The organism is Colwellia sp. 75C3, assembly GCF_002836255.1.
Lineage (GTDB): Bacteria > Pseudomonadota > Gammaproteobacteria > Enterobacterales > Alteromonadaceae > Colwellia.
On the sequence record NZ_PJAU01000052.1, the window covers coordinates 47,755 to 70,322 of the forward strand.

At 37.6% G+C, this 22,568-nt stretch carries 16 protein-coding genes and 2 tRNA genes; 9 read left to right on the top strand and 9 right to left on the bottom strand.

Annotated features, from left to right (window positions below):
• Positions 1–38: 38 nt before the first annotated feature.
• The gene (gene folD / locus CXF85_RS12270) at positions 39–887 is read right to left on the bottom strand and encodes a bifunctional methylenetetrahydrofolate dehydrogenase/methenyltetrahydrofolate cyclohydrolase FolD (RefSeq protein WP_101228877.1); all 849 of its coding nucleotides are present in this window, start codon (positions 885–887) and stop codon (positions 39–41) included.
• Positions 888–1,323: 436 nt separating this feature from the next.
• Entirely contained in the window at positions 1,324–3,675 is a 2,352-nt protein-coding gene (locus tag CXF85_RS12275; protein ID WP_101228878.1) for a S8 family serine peptidase, read from the bottom strand.
• A gap of 240 nt (positions 3,676–3,915) precedes the next feature.
• On the opposite strand from CXF85_RS12275, the gene CXF85_RS12280 reads away from it, so the two are divergent.
• Positions 3,916–4,611 carry a 2OG-Fe(II) oxygenase gene (locus CXF85_RS12280; RefSeq protein ID WP_101228879.1) on the top strand — a complete coding sequence of 232 codons (696 nt, stop codon included), beginning with the start codon at positions 3,916–3,918 and terminating at the stop codon, positions 4,609–4,611.
• Positions 4,612–4,796: 185 nt separating this feature from the next.
• Here CXF85_RS12280 and CXF85_RS12285 read toward each other — a convergent pair whose 3' ends face one another.
• A complete protein-coding gene (locus CXF85_RS12285) occupies positions 4,797–5,462 on the bottom strand; it encodes a PEP-CTERM sorting domain-containing protein (protein ID WP_101228881.1) in 666 nt (221 codons plus the stop codon).
• Positions 5,463–5,974: 512 nt separating this feature from the next.
• Here CXF85_RS12285 and CXF85_RS12290 point away from each other — a divergent pair.
• Positions 5,975–8,302: an FdhF/YdeP family oxidoreductase gene (locus CXF85_RS12290; RefSeq protein WP_101228882.1), complete on the top strand. Its 2,328-nt coding sequence runs from the start codon at positions 5,975–5,977 to the stop codon at positions 8,300–8,302.
• A gap of 35 nt (positions 8,303–8,337) precedes the next feature.
• Here the strand turns inward: CXF85_RS12290 and CXF85_RS12295 are convergent, their stop codons facing one another.
• Positions 8,338–9,258, bottom strand: coding sequence for a formate dehydrogenase accessory sulfurtransferase FdhD (locus tag CXF85_RS12295; protein WP_101228884.1), 921 nt, complete (start codon positions 9,256–9,258; stop codon positions 8,338–8,340).
• Positions 9,259–9,767: 509 nt separating this feature from the next.
• On the opposite strand from CXF85_RS12295, the gene CXF85_RS12300 reads away from it, so the two are divergent.
• Entirely contained in the window at positions 9,768–11,036 is a 1,269-nt protein-coding gene (locus tag CXF85_RS12300; RefSeq protein ID WP_101228913.1) for a GGDEF domain-containing protein, read from the top strand.
• Between the two features lie 46 nt (positions 11,037–11,082).
• Here the strand turns inward: CXF85_RS12300 and CXF85_RS12305 are convergent, their stop codons facing one another.
• On the bottom strand, positions 11,083–12,273 hold the full coding sequence (locus CXF85_RS12305) for an exo-beta-N-acetylmuramidase NamZ family protein (protein WP_101228886.1): 1,191 nt from the start codon (positions 12,271–12,273) through the stop codon (positions 11,083–11,085).
• A gap of 10 nt (positions 12,274–12,283) precedes the next feature.
• Positions 12,284–13,210, bottom strand: a complete 927-nt coding sequence (gene murQ, locus CXF85_RS12310; RefSeq protein WP_101228888.1) for an N-acetylmuramic acid 6-phosphate etherase — start codon at positions 13,208–13,210, stop codon at positions 12,284–12,286.
• A 509-nt stretch (positions 13,211–13,719) separates the two neighbouring features.
• Here murQ and alr point away from each other — a divergent pair.
• Positions 13,720–14,877, top strand: a complete 1,158-nt coding sequence (gene alr, locus CXF85_RS12315) for an alanine racemase (RefSeq protein ID WP_101228890.1) — start codon at positions 13,720–13,722, stop codon at positions 14,875–14,877.
• Between the two features lie 175 nt (positions 14,878–15,052).
• Here the strand turns inward: alr and queE are convergent, their stop codons facing one another.
• Positions 15,053–15,721: a 7-carboxy-7-deazaguanine synthase QueE gene (queE, locus tag CXF85_RS12320; protein WP_101228892.1), complete on the bottom strand. Its 669-nt coding sequence runs from the start codon at positions 15,719–15,721 to the stop codon at positions 15,053–15,055.
• Between the two features lie 406 nt (positions 15,722–16,127).
• Between queE and queC the strand changes: the two genes are divergently transcribed.
• The 3 genes from queC to CXF85_RS12335 all read left to right on the top strand — a co-directional run bounded on the left by queC (position 16,128) and on the right by CXF85_RS12335 (position 18,188).
• A complete protein-coding gene (gene queC / locus CXF85_RS12325) occupies positions 16,128–16,784 on the top strand; it encodes a 7-cyano-7-deazaguanine synthase QueC (RefSeq protein ID WP_101228894.1) in 657 nt (218 codons plus the stop codon).
• Positions 16,785–16,823: 39 nt separating this feature from the next.
• On the top strand, positions 16,824–17,798 hold the full coding sequence (locus tag CXF85_RS12330; protein ID WP_101228896.1) for an ion transporter: 975 nt from the start codon (positions 16,824–16,826) through the stop codon (positions 17,796–17,798).
• Between the two features lie 177 nt (positions 17,799–17,975).
• On the top strand, positions 17,976–18,188 hold the full coding sequence (locus CXF85_RS12335; protein WP_101228897.1) for a hypothetical protein: 213 nt from the start codon (positions 17,976–17,978) through the stop codon (positions 18,186–18,188).
• 15 nt (positions 18,189–18,203) lie between these two features.
• Here the strand turns inward: CXF85_RS12335 and uvrB are convergent, their stop codons facing one another.
• Together uvrB and CXF85_RS12345 are read right to left on the bottom strand one after the other, a co-directional pair.
• Positions 18,204–20,225: an excinuclease ABC subunit UvrB gene (uvrB, locus tag CXF85_RS12340; protein ID WP_101228899.1), complete on the bottom strand. Its 2,022-nt coding sequence runs from the start codon at positions 20,223–20,225 to the stop codon at positions 18,204–18,206.
• On the bottom strand, positions 20,222–21,610 hold the full coding sequence (locus tag CXF85_RS12345) for an MATE family efflux transporter (protein WP_101228901.1): 1,389 nt from the start codon (positions 21,608–21,610) through the stop codon (positions 20,222–20,224). The genes uvrB and CXF85_RS12345 overlap by 4 nt, the downstream gene beginning before the upstream one ends.
• 600 nt (positions 21,611–22,210) lie before the next feature.
• Here CXF85_RS12345 and CXF85_RS12350 point away from each other — a divergent pair.
• Positions 22,211–22,286, top strand: a tRNA-Asn gene (locus CXF85_RS12350).
• A 131-nt stretch (positions 22,287–22,417) separates the two neighbouring features.
• Positions 22,418–22,493 (top strand) — tRNA-Asn (locus tag CXF85_RS12355).
• Positions 22,494–22,568 lie beyond the last annotated feature (75 nt).

The window sequence follows — 22,568 nt, forward strand, 5'->3', positions numbered from 1 at the left end:
CATAAGAAATAATGTAGCTAGCCTTCAATGGATATAGATTATTTTTGTAACGTTAACTCAGCAGCTGCTACTGTCTGATAGATTAATGTGTTTATTGTCATTGGTCCAACACCACCAGGTACTGGGGTATATGCCTTAACTCGATTCACAAGCGGTGATAATTCAATGTCACCAACACCACCTTCATGATAGCCAGCATCGATTACAACAGCATCGTCTTTAATCCAATCGGCTTTTATAAATTCAGGTCTACCAACAGCGCCAACGATGATATCTGCATTACTTATAATTTTATCAAGGCCTATAGTTTTTGAATGACAAATAGTCACTGTACAATTTTTATTAAGTAGCATCATTGCCATTGGTTTGCCAAGAATAGGGCTTCTGCCTACAACAACGGCATGTTTGCCTTCTAGCTCTATATCATATGCTTCTAAAATTCGAATGATTCCTTTTGGTGTTGCACTGCCATAAGAGGTCTCATTCATTGCCATTCGACCGAAGCCCAAACAAGTTACCCCATCAACATCCTTAGATAAATCTATGGCATCAAAGCATTGTCTTTCATTAATTTGTGTTGGTACTGGGTGTTGTAAGAGAATGCCGTGTATGTTTGGATTGGCATTAAGTTTTTCAATTTCAGTCAGTAACTCTTCTGTCGTGGTGTGCTCTGACATTTCGACCTTCAACGAATCCATACCAATGCGAGTACAGGCGTTCGACTTCATTTTTACATAGGTTGCCGATGAAGGATCATTGCCTACGAGAATTGTCGCTAAAATAGGAACAACACCGTTACTCAGTGTCTTAATCTGTGCAACTCTTGTACGTAAATCTTCTTCAGATTTTTTGGCTACGCTTTTTCCATCTAAAATCAATGCTGACATTGAAATAATCCTTAACTGTTATGTATTTTTATTAAAGGGCTAACGCTACAAAAAGCGAAAATATGGTGGCTAAAATAGTAAAGATATTAAGGTGATGAAAAGTATCATTAATAAATAACTTGTCAATTTTTACTTTATTAAGTGATAGTATTTTTAAACATGAGTAATAAGGGTAACGTCTGGGATGTCTTTATTTGGACAAGCAGTAATACCAAGAGCTTTAACTTATACCAATCTCATTAAGTTTGTGATCTTGTTGTGCATAGTAAATATAAATCAGGGCAAGGCGCTTGATTGAGCAATAGCTGGCTATTGGGATTGAGAGCAACGCTGACATGGAGTATTTTAACCCGCACAAGTGGGCAATAAAAAAGGGTAACTTTCGTTACCCTTTCAATGGTTTACTTATGCTTAATTTATCAAGCTATTTCACAGGTTACTGTGGTGTAGCTTGCAAGTTTAACGTTACGCCTGATGCTGCTGAATAACCGTAGATATCAACATACCAAAGACCTTTAGCAGGAGCGGTAAAGTTACAGGTTTCATTGTTACCATTTTTATAAGGACGACAATCATAAGTAGAGGTTGTTGATTGCTTACCCTGTGTTACATATAAATCCGCATCACCAGTACCGCCTGATAACGTAACCGCTAAGTCAGCATAACCTTCAGCTAAATCAAGGGTATAACGAGTCCATGATCTACTTGCTACCGAAACATCATTCACTGTGCTATCAATTGGATTTACAGTACCGCCACCTGTGCTCGGCTCAGTATAGCTACCCGTTAAGGTAACATCTGCAAAATCACTATACGCTTTAACTCTTACGTAATAAGTGCCACCTTCTTGTGTGCTTGCACATGATTCAACATTACCTGATTTATATGGACGACAATCGTAAACACCGTCAGTTGGCTCTGCGCCAAACTTCACATATAAATCTGCATCACCACTACCGCCAGTAGTCGCAATATTAATATCTGTTGCGCCAGCAGGAACTTCCATCGTGAATACTAAGTCATTACCCGTGGAAGCTGTTAAACCACCTTTTACAACGCCATTTTCAAGTACAGTATCGCCTGGTGTTGTGCCGCCACCTGAGCCACTGCCATCACAACCGTTCGCGGTTATGTAATCAATCGCATCTTTAGTTTGCGCTAAGCCGTGACCAAATTTCACATCGCGACCTGTAGCACCAAGATCTTGTGCACTTGCGTTAAGTACATTACGGATCTCAACGTTAGTACAAGTTGGATGATGGCTCCAAACCAGGGCAGCAACACCAGCAACATGAGGAGATGCCATTGACGTACCACTCATTTTACCGTAGTTACCCGCGCCAATATTTACCGTAGCACTTAAACCAAGGTTAGCTAACATCGCAGCGCCATCGGTATCAGATACAGTAACACTAGGGATATTGGTTGCATTGGTATCGCCTAAAGTACCACCAAAGCTGCCTGCTGCATTGTTATAAAGAATAGCACCAACACCACCACTGTCTTGACAAGCTTTCACTTTATCATGGAAAGAAATGTTACCTCGCTGGATTAAACAAACATTGCCACTAGCGCCTGAATCTATAGCTTCACCTGTCGCAAAGTTATATAAAGAGCCTGTTGCGCTGCCTTGGTTTTCCATAGCATTGGCGGTATAACCTGTACCAGAAACTGATACTTCAACGACTGAGCCTAATCCTTCAGGATAAGTAGAATAAACATCAACACCTGGGCCTGATATTTCAACTTGACTATTTTTCTGTGAAAAATCAGCTAATACTTTAGCGCTATCAATTGCGGCTACTGACATTACTGAGTCGTATGATGCTGGAAAGCTTTCAACATCGGTTGTGCTTGTTGCAACACCATCGTTACCTGCAGCAGCGATAAGTAATACACCTGCATCATAAGCGGCTTGAATGCCATTTTTCTCACTAGTGCTTGAACCTGTACCACCTAAACTCATGTTAATAACATCTGATCCATTGCTCACACATTTATTTATAGCGCTAACTAAGTCAGAAGAGTAACCCCAACCAGCTTCATTAAAAACTTTAATGATATGTAAATTAGGGTCGGTACCAATTACGCCACGCACACCAATACCATTATTAAGTGCTGCAATAGTACCCGCTACGTGAGTACCGTGTGGTCCACCATGGTCAAACCAATTACCCGTGCCACTATCACTCGTACCATTAATAGTACCGCCTTGTGCGCCCATGTCTTCATGAGGTAAATTTAGACCTGAATCAATGATACAAATTTTCTTACCGCCAGCATTAGCTGATGCAACACTGTCATCAACTTGGTCGGCTTGCACCATACCAATACCGTAAGGTACGCTTTGTGCCATAAAACGACGTTGTAAATCTTCTTCTACGTATTCAACGTTTTCATCAGTTGCTAGACTCATTGCATCAGCAGCAGTTAACTGGGCACTGATCATATTCATTTCTGGGTATTCAGCTTTATCTTTAGCACCTAGGCTCTTTAACTTTCTTTTTACTTTTGCAAGACGAAGGTTAGCTTGAGGGCTAGCAAAATTACTGGTACTTGGAGCGTTATTCATCAGCGATTGGCTATTACCAGCTTGCTTATATTTAACAATAAAGCGTTTTGGTAAAGGGGAGCTCGCAACGGCAGATAATAAGTTATCTGTTGTTTGCACGCCCACTGGTTGCGCTGCATAAAGTGCCGTTGATATAGAGAGTGACAATACACTTGCTGTAGTTATTATTGCTGTTTTACTTATTATTAATTTGAATTTTTTATTATTATTTGACATCTTGTATCCTATTGGGTTAGTTATAATTATTATTTTTATGTTTGTTATATAAACTCCCTTTTATACAAACTCAGTACACAATGATTTTTATCAGAGCAAACAAAAGATAACATTAATGCCGTAAATGTTACAATAGTGTTACGCGTATGTAACAAAATAATTGCACTGCGATTTAATTAAGACGAAAAAGGCATAAGTACATGCCTCTATCAAAATAAATAATAATTTATAGGATTTTTCATGAGCCAATTTATAGGTGTTTTTGATAACGCTTTACCTGATGAACTGTGCGATAGACTAATGCAAGGCCATCAAAAAAGTGACAGAATAGTTAAAGGTCGTGTTGGTAGCGGCGTGAATACAGATCTAAAAGATAGCCATGATGTCACTATGGCTGAGAAAGACTGGCAAGCACTGCAACTTGAGCTTATTAATGCCAGCTACCCCCATGTAAAAGCTTATTTGACTGAGCATTATATGGCGTTAATTTCAGCATTGAACCCAACAGTCACAGATCCAGATACCGGTCTACCTATCTCAGTAACCAAAGAAAACTTTGAACGTTTAGGTCCTGTTTATCTTGACCAATTGATCCAATATGTTTTTTGTTACGATAATTTTACCGTTCAGCGCTATGAACAAGGGGTTGGTGGTTATCATTACTGGCATTCAGAAATCTATCCGCAACTACCGCATAATAAGCCTCTACATAGGGTACTCGCCTTTTTGTATTACTTAAATGATGTTGAAGAAGGCGGCGAAACTGAATTTCATTATCAGGATATGAAAGTTAAACCTAAAAAAGGTTCACTCGTTATTTTTCCTGCGGGGTTCACTCATACGCATAAAGGTCATGTTCCTTTATCAGATGAGAAATATGTAGTCACTTCATGGTTAATGTATAACAAAGCTGAGCAGCTTTATGGTAAGACATAACGGGTGATTATAATTCAAGGAAACTAAAGTTATTTATTTAATCCTATATTAGAGATATCCCGTACGACGAGTTAAGGCATTCCTGCTAGGGTGCTTTAGCTATCTGAATGGTCATTTGCATATAACAAATATAAAAAAGCTCAAGCAATAGCTTGAGCTTTTAACAGTATCTACTTGAAGCTAAATTATGCTTTACGGCGTGCCGCAGCTAAACCAAACAAAGCTAAAGCAAATACTGCGAGTGTAGTAGGCTCTGGTATTGCAGAGACATTGAACTGACCTTTGGTGTTCCACTCTTTAAAATTGTGCTGGGTGGCATTATTATTTTTATCAAAAGATAAAAATTGGTAGTTACCCCATAAACCTTTTTTATTAGTAATGGCGATATCTAAATTAAAGCTATTAGCATTATCTAGTTGAAAAATTAAACCATCTGTTCTTTTTGCAGACCAAGCCCAATTTACACCATTTTCTGTCCAGTCATCAGCTTCATCATCTTTGAAAATAATTTCACCCGATTGTGCTAAGTTATCAATCGTAAAAGTAGCAGAACCTTTATTTTTATTCCAAACGTTACCATCTCTATACTGGTCGCTGATCGCAAACAAAGCTACGTTGTCTTGATATTCAGCAAAAAACATAACTAACTTATTTTTTTGTTCATAGCCAGTATGAGCAGAATACTTACTGTAATTGTAAAAACTTTCAAAGCTCTCATCTAGAGAAAGTACGCCTAACTCGATGTCTGCTTTTAAAGAACTAGTACTTAGTTTGATAATACCTGCATTAGCGTTAGTTATAACACTTATTGAAAGTGTTAGTATTAATGCCAATTTGTTTAATAATTTCATCTTTTACCTTGTTAAATCTAATTTTAAATTAGTACAGCTTAACGGAGTTCGTTAAATACGCCGGCATTAAAGCAATGTTAGTGCCAACATTTACAACCCGTAGTAAAACAGCTAGTTACCAACCCATTATTTTGAGTGTTTACAAAAGCAATTCTGCGATGTAAAAATTACTGACAGAGGTTAACCAGTCACACCTAAAATACGCTACAAGCCAATTAAAACGGCACCTTATTGATTTAAATAAACTAACTAGTGTCAATAGAATTAATGTTTCAATACGTAACTTTTGAAGTGGTATAAATAACTCAATTAATTAACAAGAAGTTACGTTCTTTTATGGCTTCTGTAGGTGAAATGTATTCAATTCACCACATAAATGTTAGTTTCCACAGAACTAATCCCCCCCAAAGATTTGAAATACTAGCGTATGGGCTCTTCCTCCGTATATAATTGAGGCAACAATAGTGGTTGAATTTTTCAATTGTCTGCGTAGTTATTTCAAGGTGTATTTCGTGTCTGAGCATTTTAGTAAAAAACCCAAAAAAGCCGGTGGCCTATCATCATTAACTTCGACCTTAAAGCACATAATTCAAAGCCAACAACCACAAACTAATGTCAAAAATTTATTAAAGGCAAATAAAGATAAAGGTTTTGATTGTCCAGGTTGTGCTTGGGGTGATCAAAAAGAAGAATTACTGCAGTTTTGTGAGAATGGCGCTAAAGCTATTGCCTGGGAATCAACCAGCAAAAAAGTAGACGCCGCGTTTTTCGCCCAACATAGTGTCCGCCAATTACAAAAACAAAGTGATTATTGGTTAGAGTACCAAGGTCGGTTAACTGAGCCGATGAAATACAATACACAAACTGATCATTATGAACCTATTGACTGGCAAGAAGCCTATCAACTGATAGGCAATAAACTAAAAAGCTTAACCTCCCCCCACGAGGCTGAATTTTATACATCTGGCCGCGCGAGTAACGAAGCCTCTTTTCTTTATCAATTATTTGGCCGACTCTACGGCACTAATAACTTTCCTGACTGCTCAAATATGTGCCACGAAGCCAGTGGCGTAGCATTAAATGAATCAATTGGTATCGGTAAAGGCACAGTAATACTAGACGACTTTAATCACGCCGATGCGATATTTGTTTTTGGACAAAACCCAGGAACTAATCACCCAAGGATGATGAATGCCTTGCGTAAAGCCGCAAGAGGCGGTTGTAAAATAGTGAGTTTCAACAATTTAAAGGAAGTAGCACTCGAACGTTTTGCTAGCCCGCAAGATCCGATAGAACTCCTCACCACCAAAGCAACAACTATCAGCCATGCATATTTCACCCCTAAATTAGGCGGTGATATGGCTGCCATTCGTGGCATGGTAAAAATTATACTTAGCCGTAACGAAGAGCAGATAATCAATGGCAAGCCAGCGATAATCGACAATGGCTTTATCAAGCAACATTGCCAGAAATTTGACCAATATCAACAAGTGGTTAATGACACCTCATGGCAAAAAATTGAACAACAATCAGGGCTATCGTTTGAGCAATTATCACAAGCAACTGATGTTTTTTTAAATGCGGACAAAGTAATTTGTACCTGGGCAATGGGAATCACTCAACACAAACATTCTGTCGCTACCATTCAAGAAATTGTTAATTTACAGCTGCTGTCAGGCAATATAGGTAAAAAAGGCGCCGGTTTGTGCCCCGTTCGTGGTCATTCAAATGTGCAAGGTAATCGCACTATGGGCATCAATGAAAAACCTACTGCTGCTTTTATCGATAAACTGTCGCTAGCCGTTGATACCAAACTACCGAAAGAAAAAGGCCATAACGTTTATTATGCGTTAAATGCTTTGTTGGATAAAACCAGCAAGGTACTGATTTGTTTAGGCGGTAATATCGCACAAGCGGCACCAGATACAGAACAAACTCATCAAGCATTAAAAAGTACCGAATTGAATGTACAAATTAGTACTAAGCTCAACAGAAGTCATTTATGTATCGGTCAAGACGCCCTCATCCTTCCCTGTTTAGGACGTACGGAAATAGATAACCAAGACACTGGTGAGCAGTTTATTACAGTGGAAGATACTTTTAGCATGGTGCATGCATCACAAGGTAGCGTAGTTCCTCTTGCAAAGTCATTGCGGTCTGAAACCGCCATTGTCGCGGATATCGCTGATGCAACGCTAGCTAATATCAATACTAACTCCGCCATTAACTGGCAAGAGTTAAAAGGAAATTATGACCTGATTCGTGATTTGATCGAGCAAAGTATCCCAGGTTTTACCAACTTTAATCAACAGCTTGAACAACCGGGTGGCTTTCATCTTGGTAACAGTGCTGCACAACTTAAATGGTGCAATTTACCAGAAAAAGCATTATTTTCTGCCCATGATCTGCCAACAAGTATTATCAATATTTCTGAAGATAAACTCAACGATCTGCAAAACAAAAACCAGCCAATTTATACTTTACAATCACTACGTTCGCACGATCAATACAATACGACTATCTATGGTATGAACGATAGATACCGCGGTATTAGTAATGCGAGAAACGTGTTATTTATTAATAAAAAAGATGCGTTAAAACAAGGTTTTAAAAATGAAGATTATGTCGATATCACTTCTATATGGTCTGATAACAAAAATCGAACGGTAAATAATTTTATACTCTGTTTTTACGATATTCCAAGAAGTAATCTTGCTGCTTATTACCCGGAAACCAATCCTTTGGTACCACTGGATAGTTATGGTGATCGCTCTTATACACCAACCTCAAAATCGGTCGCGGTAATTATCAATAAAGCTAAAAATCCACCACTGATTTAACACCTTTTGTATGCTTAATTAATTAACTATTAGCCCTAATTAGTTAAGCGCCAATCACCATGATAAACATTAAAGCCTTTATTACTGGCAAAGCCTATCAAAGTTAGGTCAAATTGCTTGGCTGCTTGTATTGCGAGATCAGAAGGTGCTCCAACCCCAACTAAGACACTAATACCCGCCATAATGGCTTTTTGTACAATTTCAAAACTGATTCGACTACTAACCAGTAATATCCATAAAGGTGTAGCTTCGCTGAATTTATCCGACGCTAATAAAGCGCCTACCACTTTATCGACTGCGTTATGACGACCAATATCTTCATAGAGTTGCTGCATATTTAACTTACTATCAAACAATGCTGCGCCATGTACCCCACCTGTTTGGTCAAAGAGTCCTTGTTCGCTACGCATTTTATCTGACAATAACAGTATTGATTGCGCAGCAAGCCCATTTTTATGATCGCTATGCGATAAGTTTATGTCCGTCTTTAATTGCAGTGTTTTTAATGATGTAGTGCCACAAAGTCCACAACTAGAGTAGCTCATCATATATCGATCTAGTGATGATAAGTCGGGGATAAAACCCTTAGTGAACTTGACCAACCATTCATTATATTTACCTTCGCCAGCAACATCTTCTGATTCTAGTTTTATTGATTCAACATTCTTAAGTTGTTTTATTACCCCTTCACTATGCAACAAACCAATAATTAAAAAGTAATCATACCCGGGTGTACGCATAGTAATAGTAAACACTTTGTTTTTTACTATGCCTTGCTCTAACCAAGATAAAGTAATCTGCAAAGGTTGTTCAACAATAACAATATCTTCGCTGGCTTTTCTTCTCAACTTGGTTAGATTATTTGCTGACACGTCACCGGTATCTTCCCGGGAAAATTCATAGCTGACTTTGTTGATTTTTTTTGTTGAATAGTTAAATATTTCAGTATTTTGCATATAAAATGTATTACTAGTTTAAGGGGACTTAATGTTTGAAAGTTTACCGACTTACTTTCAAACTGGGAAGCTGCAGTTTCACTGTTTAATAAGTCAATAATTAAAATCTTGTACAATTTTTGTTGCAAATAAATTTATCAACATTAAATTGACACTAATCTCTCGATATTATTTTTTATTTGAAGTCTCCTTGAATAACATAGTACTGTTTACGCTGATCTGCGAGGTATAAGTTTCCCAATAGCTTACTATCCGCTGTAATTGATAATAATATTTATCAATATAAAGGCCCTTAAAGTTCTCATAAAGCGATCAATAACTTAGTCCGATTGGTATTATTGCTAATGCTGTATTACTTTTAAAGTAGCACCTATTTTAAAATTCTAATATCTCAATCCAATAAATTCACGTTAATTTAACTTTATTGCAGTTTTGACTCAGTTTTAATGCGCTTTTACTTTGATTTAGATACTTAAATAAGTTCACAGTCTTTAATGGATGGTTTTTCTATGAAAGTAGCGAAGGATAATCAACGAAGCAAAGGGTTTTATGCCTCTATTTTATTGGTATTTTTAACCTTAATCACCTTAGCCTTACTGCTTCTCAACTTAGAAAAGCATAAAATAATCAATTTAAATTCGGCTACTGTTAACGTTATCGATGATCGAGAAGTGCTAGGTGCATCGGTAGCAAGGGTGGTGAAAACGAATCATGGCCTTGAATTTAGCTGCCAAGTAACAAAATCACATTTAGATCGACCCTATTGTGAGCTAATCATAGACTTACAAGATTTAAAAAAACAAGCATCTTTTGCTGGAGTAGATTTATCTAATTATGAACAAATTGGTTTATGGATAAAACATAAACATCCAACACAACCGGGTACGCGCATTGAGTTACGAAACTTCAATCATGATTACTCTACTAAAGAGAATGAAGTGATATTAAAACCTAACAGCTTGCAGTATCTAGAAGCATACGTGGCTAATCCTGTTTGGCTGAAGATGAATGATTTTTCTATCCCTCAATGGTGGCATAACAGCCATAATTTAACGCTAACCCATGGCGGTACTGACTTTTCAAATATCCATTCCATTGTCATAGCACCCAGTACACAAGTCCAGCAGGGTAACTATAAACTAACCATTGAACGCATTGAGTTAAAAGGTCAATATATTAGTACAATAACACTGACTTCACTGCTGATCATGCTATGGAGCATAGCGTTAGGCTATGTCATCAGAGGTTTTAGAACCGCGGTAAAAGTAAAGGTAGAGGTACCTGAAAAATTGACACAGACGATTAAATTTGGTGCCATGAGTTGCCCTTTAACAGGTGCACTTAACCGTATTGGCTTACGAAAATGTTTTGATCAGTTAGCGCCAACCGATTTAAAGAATTTAAGTATTATTTTTATTAGTATTGATTACTTCGAAGAGCTTTATTCAAAAAACGGCAAGAATAAAGCAGATGAAGTTTTACGACAATTTGTCAATAAAATTAATAGTACTTGCCGCTCTAGCGATACCTTGGCCCGTTGGAATGCTGAAGAGTTTTTATTAGTATGCCCTGATACGGTAATATCCCCTGCGGTTGATGTTGCTGATAAAATCAGAAAAGCGATACAGGACAATGCTTGGCCAAATGAGATTAAAATAACCTGTAGTTCCGGTGTTGCACAAATGCATGATGAAGATCTTAATGATTTAATTTCTCGTGCAAATAGAGCGCTATATAAAGCAAAAAATACCGGTAGCAATAGAACAGCCGCCGCTTAAGTTTTAATATCAAATCCTTACTTAACTAACGCGGCTAACTTGAGTATTAGTGATATAACAAATAAGGCTTTCGCGTTTGCTTAAATTCAGTAAGACCCGATTGCCAACTTAATTTAATTTGCTCAGCGCTTTGCCCTGCAATAATCGCCTTTCTTAATTTATCTGTGCCTGCCAATTTATCCATAAATTTGGGACTATTAAAGAACATCATCTTTTTATCTGCAAATGCTTTATACCAGTGCAGGATAAAATGTAAATTTAATCCGTGACTATCAATGTGGCGAAGATCCTCTCCTTGTAATTTTATATTCATGAATTTAGGTTGACTCGCAGCCCCCGATGTCGACACTGGTGTGAAGTCGAAGTCGCCAATGGTTATATTATCATGACCGATCACCTGAAACGGAAAAGGTGTTCCCCTGCCTATACTTACTGGCGTTGCTTCAAAAAAAGCCAGTGAGGGGTATAAAAAAATTGATTGTGCATTAGGTAGATTAGGGCTCGGTTTTGTTGGCAAACTATACGCTAAAAATCGCTGGTAATTTTTTACTTTAACAACGCTCAGAGCTAGTTCTTTTTCAGTTGCTAACCAACCTTCCCCTTTAATCATTAATGCTAGCTCTGCGACAGTCATGCCATGTAGTAACGGGATTGCATGCATGCCAACGAATGAACGAAACTCTTTTTCCAGTATAGGACCATCAACAAAAGAACCATTGGGGTTAGGTCTATCTAAAACGATAAATTCTACACCCGCATCAGCTGCAGCTTCCATCATATAATGCATAGTACTAATGTAAGTATAAAAGCGCACACCTACATCTTGAATATCAAAAACAATAATATCGAGATCTTCCATGATGCTTAATGAAGGCTTACGGTTTTTACCATAAAGTGACACCAGCGGTATCCCGGTTTTAGTATCAACACTTGATTCAAATTTTTCACCAGCATCTCTATTACCACGAAAACCATGTTCAGGCGAAAATATCATTTTGATATCGATATTATTTTTTAACAATACATCCACTAAATGTTCATCGAATACGTTAGAAGTTTGATTGACCACTAACGCGATATTTTTTCCTTTTAGTTGCGGTAAATATTTTTCAATTTGCTCCGCCCCCACAGTTATTCGGTTTTCGGTACGAGCACTAGCGCCAGCAGGCAAGCTAAAACAGTATATATTTAAGGTAAATAATAGGATTATTGCTTTGATAATAATAGCTAACTTCATCGGTGCGACCTTAACAACCTTGCTGCTCAACAGCTTTGCGTAAAAAGCCATTATTACTGGTTAACGCGGTTTTCGCTTGAGTACTATTTAGTCCGGTTAACACCATTAAGCTAGCGAGTTTGGTTTGATTATTTGCTTGCTTTAACGCTTGCTCTGCGGTGACAAAATCACATTCTGTTGCTTGCATTACAATTCTAACCGCACGTGCGTATAACTTTTCATTACTGGCATTAACATCAATCATAAGGTTTTGATAACTTTTACCACTGCGGATCATACTGGCAGTGCTGAGCATATTTAAAATAAGCTTTTGTGCGGTACCTGATTTCATACGCGTAGAGCCGGTTAATACTTCTGCTCCAACTACCGCACAGATATCAACATCGCTACTTTGCGCATAAATGTTGTTAACACTACAGCTGATACCGATAACTTTAGCACCTTGCTCTTTGGCAAAGGCCATTGCAGATAACACATACGGTGTACGCCCACTAGCAGCTATTCCCACTAAAACATCTTTACTAGATAAGTTGATTGCGTGTAAATCATCAATGGCCAACTGTTTATTGTCTTCTGCTCCTTCAACAGCTTTATACATAGCGCCAGCGCCTCCAGCAAGAATACCGACAACTTGTTCACTCGACACACTAAAAGTAGGCGGACACTCAACCGCATCAAGTACACCTAATCTGCCACTGGTACCTGCACCGATATAAATAAGACGACCACCACAAGCAAAAGCATCGACGATAAAATCTACCCCTTTTGCTATTTCAGGTAATAGTTGACCGACTATGGCTGCCACCTTTTGGTCTTCCGTATTTATTTTTTTAAGTACGCCTAATGAATCAAGTAAATCTATATCTAAGGTATTAGGATTTTGTCCTTCGGTGGTAATGTTTTTTAATTCATTAACTAAGTCTACTTGCGTATCCATTAAATTCTCTCGTGATGGTTTGAGGGCCTATTTATCTGCGTAATTAACTTTAAGTAAAGCTAATTACGCTCGTCTCTTAACCATAAATATTACAATTAAGCTAAGGCGCATAATATTTATCATGGTACACTGAACAGTATTAATATATAAAGAAATTAACGACCTTTTTGATTGTCGAATAATTTTTATTTTCCGTCTTTATTTATCAGTAATACCAATTTGATTAAATTTCTTCCCAGCTCAGAGCTGTGATCAATGTTCAATAACAAGGGAAATTTGTTTAGGTCTAGTCATTCTAAACCAAATAAATTTAACGATGTTAGTGGGCATTGGGTATGCTCCCATAGGGCGAGTTTAAAGGGTTCATATGCGGCGTTATTGATTTTGAGAAGGGAATAACCATTCTATTCAATCAATGCCTTGCCTCTAAACCCTTTAACTCTCGCTGAGTGGGAAAGAACTTAATCAACTTGGTATAATCATTCATCAGTAAATTATCAGCCACAGATATGAACCATACTTCCAGACTTACCCAAGCAGTTATCGACCTAGACGCCCTAGTTAAAAACTATCAATATATCGCTAATCTCGCGAGCAATAGTAATACCATTGCAGTTATTAAAGCAGATGCCTATGGCCATGATGCCACTAAAGTAGCTAGTGCTTTAAGCACTAGCGTTAATCTTTTTGCCGTTGGCTTTATTGATGAAGCGTTAGCACTGCGAAGTGATGGCATTGATAACACAATACTCATTCTTGAAGGACCTTTTAAAGAAAGTGACTTTGAGATAGCGGTAGAGAATAATTTCTCTCTTATGCTACACAGTGACTATCAAATTAAATGGCTGAGCGCTATGAATCCTGAGTTTTCTGGGGATGTATGGCTAAAAGTAGATACAGGAATGAACCGCTTAGGTTTCCAAGTTGAGCAAGTTGACGACATCATGTCGAAATTAACCACTCAACAAAGAAAAAAATTGGTTCTGTGTTCACATTTTTCAACGGCTGAACAGATTAATAGCACTAAACCTGTAGAGCAACTGGCTAAATTAAAGAAGTTGGTTTCACAATATCACTGTAAATTTAGTATGGCTAACTCTGCGGGTATTTTAAATTGGCCAACAAGTCATGGCGATCATACCCGATTAGGTTTAGCGCTTTATGGCATTTCTCCTATTGGTGATACTCCATTAAGCCAACCACTCATTCCAGTGATGACCTTACAAGCAAAGATTATTGCTATACATACTGTAAAAACAGGTGAATATGTTGGTTACGGCGACATTTGGCAAGCTCAACGCGAAACGATTCTAGCAACCGTTGCCATTGGTTATGCTGATGGTTACCCGCGTAATGCTAAAGCAGGTACACCTGTATTCATCAAGGGTGCTATTGCTCCGCTGGTTGGTCGAGTTTCAATGGATATGGTCACTGTAGATATTACGGATCTAAATAATAGCGATTTAACGAATACCGGTTTAGATAACACCCATGTAGATAATACCGATGTAGATAATACCGATGTAGATAATATTATAATCGGGGATACTGTTGAATTATGGGGTAAGAATATAAGTATTGATACCGTTGCTCAAAACAGCGATACCATTAATTATGAATTATTAACTCGCGTATCAAAACGGGTACCCAAAGTGATTGCGAGTTAAGTTATACCAATTGCACTAAGTAAGTGATCATTTTCAAATGGGCTAAATATCCAATAACGTCGTTGCTTTCAATTCCAATAGCCAGCTATTGCTCAATCAAGCGCCTTGTTCTTGAAAATTTATTCTCATTAAATTCTGAAACCTTAATTAATCCAAATGGTATTACTGATATTTTTTATTCAATACCAATATATTTATGAACTTGCACTGATAAACGCCAGTTATTAGCGATACATGTTTCAATAGCTAATTCAGTTGCTCGTTGCTTTTGGCTAATCGGTTGTAAATATATTGGGGTATTTTCAATGTGATGTTTTGCCAATAGCGCCTTTAAGTCGTCAACATGTTGCTCTGTCGCCACCGGATGTTTTATTTCATTAGCACGTAACATAGCGCTTGCTAATACTTCATAACCACCACGCATATTGATTTTAGGCGAAACTGTTACCCAACATTTTTCCGTGGTGACAACTTCAAACGTGCCTGATGTTTCAATTTGCGTACTATACCCTTGTTGTTCAAAGGTTTCACACAATGGCGTTAAGTCAACCATACAAGGTTCGCCGCCAGTAATAACAATATGTTTTGCTCGAAATTGTTTATCTTTCACTAACGCTAGAATATCTTCGGCTGTAAAATTAGACCATTGCACCGTTTCTGCTGTTTTATTAAACATAACGTCAGGAGTAACTTGATCTTTAAGTTCAATATCCCAAGTATGTTTGGTATCACACCACGAACACCCTACAGGACAACCTTGTAATCGGATGAAAATTGACGGCTGGCCCGTAAAGGAACCCTCCCCTTGAATCGTTTCAAAAAGTTCATTAATTTTATAGTTCATTGGTGTTATGGTTTTCTCTTCTGCATGGTGGTTTATTTCATACCAATCGGACTAATTTATTGATCACTTAGCGAGAATTAAAAGGCTTAGAGGTAAGGCATTGATTGACGAGAATGGTTATTCCCTTGTCAAAATCAATAACGCCGCATGTAAGCCTTTTAAACTCGCCCTTTGGGAGCTAATTAGCAAACTGATAACATCACAAAATGAATGAAATATAGAATAACTATGTTTAACTCATTTTGCTTGTTTTAAGCTCGCTAATATAGCTCTAAGCTGACCAATAAATTAATCCGTTTGGTATTATTCGGCGTGGTATTCACTTTCTGCTTTAGCCTGTTGCTTATTTCAAGTAAAATAACAGTTGTTTATTATTATACCTTAGATCAATTAAGAGAGCTTTCAAATGACTGAAAAAGTTGTTGTTATTTATTCTGGTGGCATGGATTCCTTTACTGTATTAAACCGTGCTCGAAAAGACGGCAAAGAAGTCTTTGCGTTATCCTTTGATTATGGTCAACGCCATGTAAAGGAGTTGGAATGCGCGAGCACTGTGTGTACTGAACTCGGTGTTAATCATAAAGTAATTGATATTTCTGCTATTAACCAATTACTTGCTGGTTCTTCCCTAACAGATGACATTGATATTCCTGAAGGTCATTACGAAGCAGAAAATATGAAATCAACGATTGTGCCTAATCGAAATATGATTTTACTTTCGCTAGCTGTTGCTTATGCAGTATCCGTTGGTGCTGAACAAGTTTATTACGGCGCACATTCAGGCGACCATGCTATTTACCCTGATTGTCGACCTGAGTTCGTCGAAAAGATGAATGATGTTTGTAAAATTGCTAATTATGAAAGTGTTGAAATATTTAGCCCTTACCTAACGGTTAATAAAACAGCAATTCTTGCTGATGGCATATCGATGGGCCTAGATTATAGTAATACTTGGACATGTTATAACGGACGAGATAAAGCCTGTGGTAAATGTGGTTCATGCCAAGAACGCTTAGAAGCTTTTGAAGAAAATAATGTAACTGATCCAATTACATACGAATAAAATGCTAAGTTACAGGTAAAACAAGTTAAAAGTGACGCTATGACTGAATCAAAGTTAGATGTAAATATAGCAACTCAACCAGTAGCACAATCATATAGAGCTACTGCCTATCAGTTGCTAGAAGGCCACTCTAAAATAGGTATTGTGGCAAAAAGTATAAATATCTTTTTGATTATACTTATCATTTCTAATGTAATTGCAGCTATCTTTGAATCAGAGTCCAACTACCATGAACAATATTCAGTAGAATTTGCTCTATTTGAATTTATTTCTTTATCTATTTTTTGTGGTGAATATTTTATACGTTTGTGGTGCTGTGTTGAAGCAAAAGAATACGCTCACTTATCACCGAATAAAGCGAGACTTAAGTATATATTGTCTCCTATCGCCTTAATTGATCTTATTGCGATATTACCCTTCATTATTGCCATGTTTTTCAGTATCGATTTGCGATCATTACGCCTTATTCGGGTATTACGTTTATTAAAGCTAACCCATTATTTTAAGGGCTTTAATATATTCATTTCAGTAATTGCTAAAGAATTAAAAAGTATCACCGCTGCCATGATGGTGATGATATTTCTAATTGTTATCGCTGCTAGTTTAATGCATGCCATTGAAGGTAAAATTCAACCAGAAACTTTTGGCAGTATTCTACGCTCTCTTTGGTGGTCTGTTGTGACTATGACCACTGTTGGTTATGGTGATGTAGTACCCGTTACGCCAATAGGAAAGGTAATCGCTACCGTTATTATGCTTATTGGTGTCGGATTAGTTGCATTACCGGCAGGTATGTTAGCAGCAAGATTTGGAGAAGAGCTTAGAGAGCGAAAAGATAACCTTGATAGTAAAATAAAGGTGGCTTTAACTAATGGTTATATAGCCCAAGAGCAGTATCAAGAACTAGCTCTGTTGGCTGATAAGTTAGAGATTGATCCAGAAGACTTTCAGCGAAGCATTGCACAATTAAAGCAAGTAAATCACCACAAAAAGTGCCCTCACTGCGGAAAGTAATTGGTTTTTTGTTCAATAAACAAATAACCGCTAAATATTAATACACTGCATATTAATAACTTATCTTTCTATAGATGAAAATCGTCCTTAAAAACGCTTTTAAGATAAAGATCTTATATCAGTAACGCCTCTTTCCCCCTAGACTTATAAGAAGTTAAAGAAAATTGAGGATGTCTTATGAGTGCTACGTGGAAGTATCAAGCACGACGTTTGAAGCAGATGATAGATTCAAATAATGAAACTCAAGCTCACCTTTATATGGAACGACTCATGTTGTTTCCTGTCGATATTCAAGACCGCATAATAGAAGATATTAGTCATCTCACCCATTGCAGCAGTGATGCGGTTGCTACAATTCTAGGTCATTACTCAATACTAGAGCTTAAGTAACTTAATATAGGTTACTTAAGTTGATAGTTGCTGTATTCGTAGTTTTGCGATTTTATCACGTACCAATGCGGCTTGCTCAAATTCTAAGTTTTGTGCATGCCCTTGCATTATTTTTTCAAACTCGACTATTTTAGTGTCAATTTGCTTAGTAGTAAGTAAAGGCTCTTCTGCTTGCTGGTTAATATGATAATTGGTATTAGCTTCAGCAACTTTATCAAGTGATTTAGCATCACTGTAATTACCAACACCCATTACATCAGTAATTCGTCTAACAACGCCTTGAGGGGTAATGTTGTTGTCTAAATTGTATTGGTGTTGTTTGACTCTACGTCGTTCTGTTTCATCAATAGCACGCCGCATAGAGCCCGTAATTCTATCGCCATACAATATAGCTCGACCATTGAGGTTACGCGCTGCACGACCAATAGTTTGAATCAAAGAACGATCAGACCGTAAGAAACCTTCTTTATCCGCATCTAAAATTGCTACTAAGGATACTTCTGGCATATCTAAGCCTTCACGAAGTAAGTTTATACCAACTAAAACATCAAATTTCCCCAGTCTAAAGTCTCTTATAATTTCGACCCGTTCAACCGTATCAACATCCGAATGCAAGTAGCGTGCTTTAATACCATGCTCATCTAAATAATCCGTTAAATCTTCTGCCATACGTTTAGTTAACGTGGTGGCTAAAACCCTTTCGTCTAATGGTAGACGTTTATGTATCTCTGATAATAAATCATCAACTTGTGTTTCAACGGGTCTCACTTCGATTTGAGGATCAAGCAGACCTGTCGGCCTAACCACTTGCTCTGCAATATCACCCGTAGATTTTTCTAACTCATATTTACTCGGTGTAGCCGATACATAAATAGTTTGTGGCGAAATAGCTTCAAACTCTTCAAACTTCATTGGTCTATTATCTAGGGCGGAAGGTAATCTAAACCCATATTCCACTAAGTTTTCTTTACGCGATCTATCACCTTTATACATGGCACCAATTTGTGGCACGGTAACATGAGACTCATCAATAATGAGTAATCCATCATCAGGCAAATAATCGAATAGTGTTGGGGGTGCTCCCCCCTCATCTCTGCCTGATAAATAGCGAGAATAGTTCTCTATACCCGAGCAATAACCAAGTTCAGTCATCATCTCAATATCAAATTGAGTTCGTTGAGTAAGACGTTGTTCTTCAACTAATTTATTATTATCTTTGAGTTGCTGAGATCTGTGCTTGAGCTCGACTTTAATTTTATCAACTGCTGCTAAAATTTTCTCTCTAGGCGTTGCATAATGTGTTTTCGGATAGACTGTAACGCGAGGCAGTGTTCTTTCAACTTGCCCCGTTAGTGGGTCAAATTGGCTTATACGTTCTATTTCTTCATCAAATAGTTCAACACGTAGCGCGAGGCGGTCAGATTCAGCAGGAAAAATATCTATAACATCACCGCGAACTCTGTAAGTAGCACGGGCAAAAGCAACATCATTACGCTTATATTGTAATTCAGCTAAACGACGTAAAATATCGCGCTGATTAATGATGTCACCCTGGCTAATATGCAACATCATCTTTAAATACGAATCAGGATCACCCAAACCATAAATGGCAGAAACAGAAGCAATAATAATAACATCACGACGCTCTAACAGTGCTTTGGTAGCAGATAGGCGCATTTGTTCAATGTGTTCATTAACTGAGGCATCTTTTTCTATAAACGTATCTGTCGTTGGTACATAAGCTTCTGGCTGATAATAATCATAATAAGAAACAAAGTACTCTACGGCATTGCTTGGAAAAAACTCTTTCATTTCACCATATAATTGCGCCGCTAAAGTCTTATTCGGAGCCAACATCATGGTAGGTCGATTAAGTTTTTCAATCACATTAGCAATGGTAAAGGTTTTACCAGAACCCGTAACCCCTAGAAGCGTTTGATGGGCTAAACCCGATTCAATACCGTCTAAAAGTTGCTTTATTGCGGTTGGTTGATCACCACTTGGTGTGTAATCAGAACAAATAGTTAACTTTTTCATACGACCTGCTCCGCTGAACCGGAGTCATTGACCACAAATTGTTTCGTAAAAAGTCGGTACGAAATCATGGCCATTAAAATATTTCCAAGTAAAGCTCCAGCAAATAGACCTGCTAAGCCGAAAAGTAAACTGCCTAAATACGCTAAAGGTAAATAACAAACAAATAATCGAACAACACTTAATCCCAACGCGATCATTGGCTTATGCAAAGCATTGAATGATGAATTAGTTAAGATGACGATGCCTTGCAAACCATAACCCAGCGGCAGTATCCAAATAAAGAGTTTAATTAATTCGGCAACTTCCGCCTCTTTGGTGAATACACTCGCGATCCAAGGTGCGCAAAAAGCTAACAAGATATAAATTACAATTTGCCAAGCTAAGATAAATTTTATGGTAACTTTGTAAGCATCTTCTACACGTTGTAATTGACCTGCTCCAAAGTTTTGACTAATAAAAGGCGGTAAAGTCATAGATAAGGCGAGCACTATCAAACAAGCTATCGACTCAAGCCTTGAGCCAACGCCAAAAGCGGCTACAGCTGATTCACCATACGACGCGACTATTGCCGTCATTATTGCTGCAGCAATAGGCGTTAACATATTAGCGCCTGCAGCAGGTAACCCTATCTTTAATATATGCCGACACGCACAAATCAGCTCTTTCATCGGTAACATAGTCGTATGAATAAGATCGTGCTTTTTAGTTAATATGTACAACACAAAGCCTAAACCAAAAACCCAGGAAATTAAGGTAGCAATTGCAGCGCCTTGTATTCCCATGGCAGGAACAGGACCAAAACCAAAAATAAAAATAGGGTCAAGTACTGCGTTAATGAGACCCGCACTACCCATAATGATACTAGGTGTTTTAGTATCCCCAGATGCTCGTAATACGGCATTACCTATCATGGGACCAATTAAACAAATACTGCCGACATACCAAATATCCATATATTGATGGATTAAAGGCAATAATGACGGCTGAGCACCAAGTAAAGTGAATAATGGGTCTGTAATGAAATAGCCTATTGTAGATAAACACGCGACTATAATGGCTGCTAAATATAATGCAGCTGTTGCAACATTTTTTGCTGACTTTGGATCCTTCTTCCCTAAAAACTTAGCGATAACGGCAGAGGTACCTATACCCAAACCAATAGTAAGACTAAGTACCGTGAAAGTAACAGGAAATGTAAAACTAATTGCTGCTAAAGGTTGTGTCCCGAGAAGTCCAACAAAAAACGTATCAACTAAGTTGAACGTCATTAGCAGAACCATCCCATATATCATAGGAATGGTCATACGCTTTAGCGTATTAGGAACAGGGTCTTCGAGGAGATTAATTTGTTTCTTGTTATGTCGAGCCGTGTTTGTTTTAGTCATTTAATATTATCTGTGGTTCTATTAGTCAGGGTAAATAATATGTAGCGATACATTGTAAGAGATTAACTAACTTTTACCTAGCGTAGATTATCAGATAAGGTCGTTTATCAAAAAGTACCTTAAATACCCTTCACACTTGTGCTTAACGAAAAGCACGCAGGGTTATAGTAGCGTCATGATGTAATAAAACAACGCACAGTTAATATATCCAAAAAACAAGGCGATTAAAAAACAACCACTTTATCAGAAAAACCATAAAAACAAGGTAAGTCATTGAAGTTAATACAATTAAAAACATACCTCTTTTCTGTTGACTTATAGCCACGCCAATCAAAACGCATAAGCAACGTAGACTTACACTTTAATCCACATAGTTATCCACAGGAACAGTGGATAACTAAATATTAACTTTTTATTAGAGTGAAAATTAACCAAGCAAGAGTGGCGTACTAAAAACAGTCAATAAGTATAGTAAAAGCACCTCTTCTGAACACATCTTCAGCAAACGATATTTATTTCAATTATTTATTGTTTTTGTGTTGACACTTAGGCCACAGGTCTTTATTATTCTGCCCCGTTAGCCACTGAGGTTAACGCGATTCCCCAATAGCTCAGTTGGTAGAGCGATGGACTGTTAATCCATGTGTCACTGGTTCGAGCCCAGTTTGGGGAGCCACATTATTAAATTAGTGATTATTGTAAGAGCAATTAACTAACTCTCTTAAATAAGCATATATCGCTAATTGGTTATCAAGCACAGCTTGGAACCACATTAACTTCCTTACCAAAAGAAGTTAAAAAGTTTATTCCCCAATAGCTCAGTTGGTAGAGCGATGGACTGTTAATCCATGTGTCACTGGTTCGAGCCCAGTTTGGGGAGCCACATTATACTTCGTTATAAACAGAAGTTAAAAAAGTTTATTCCCCAATAGCTCAGTTGGTAGAGCGATGGACTGTT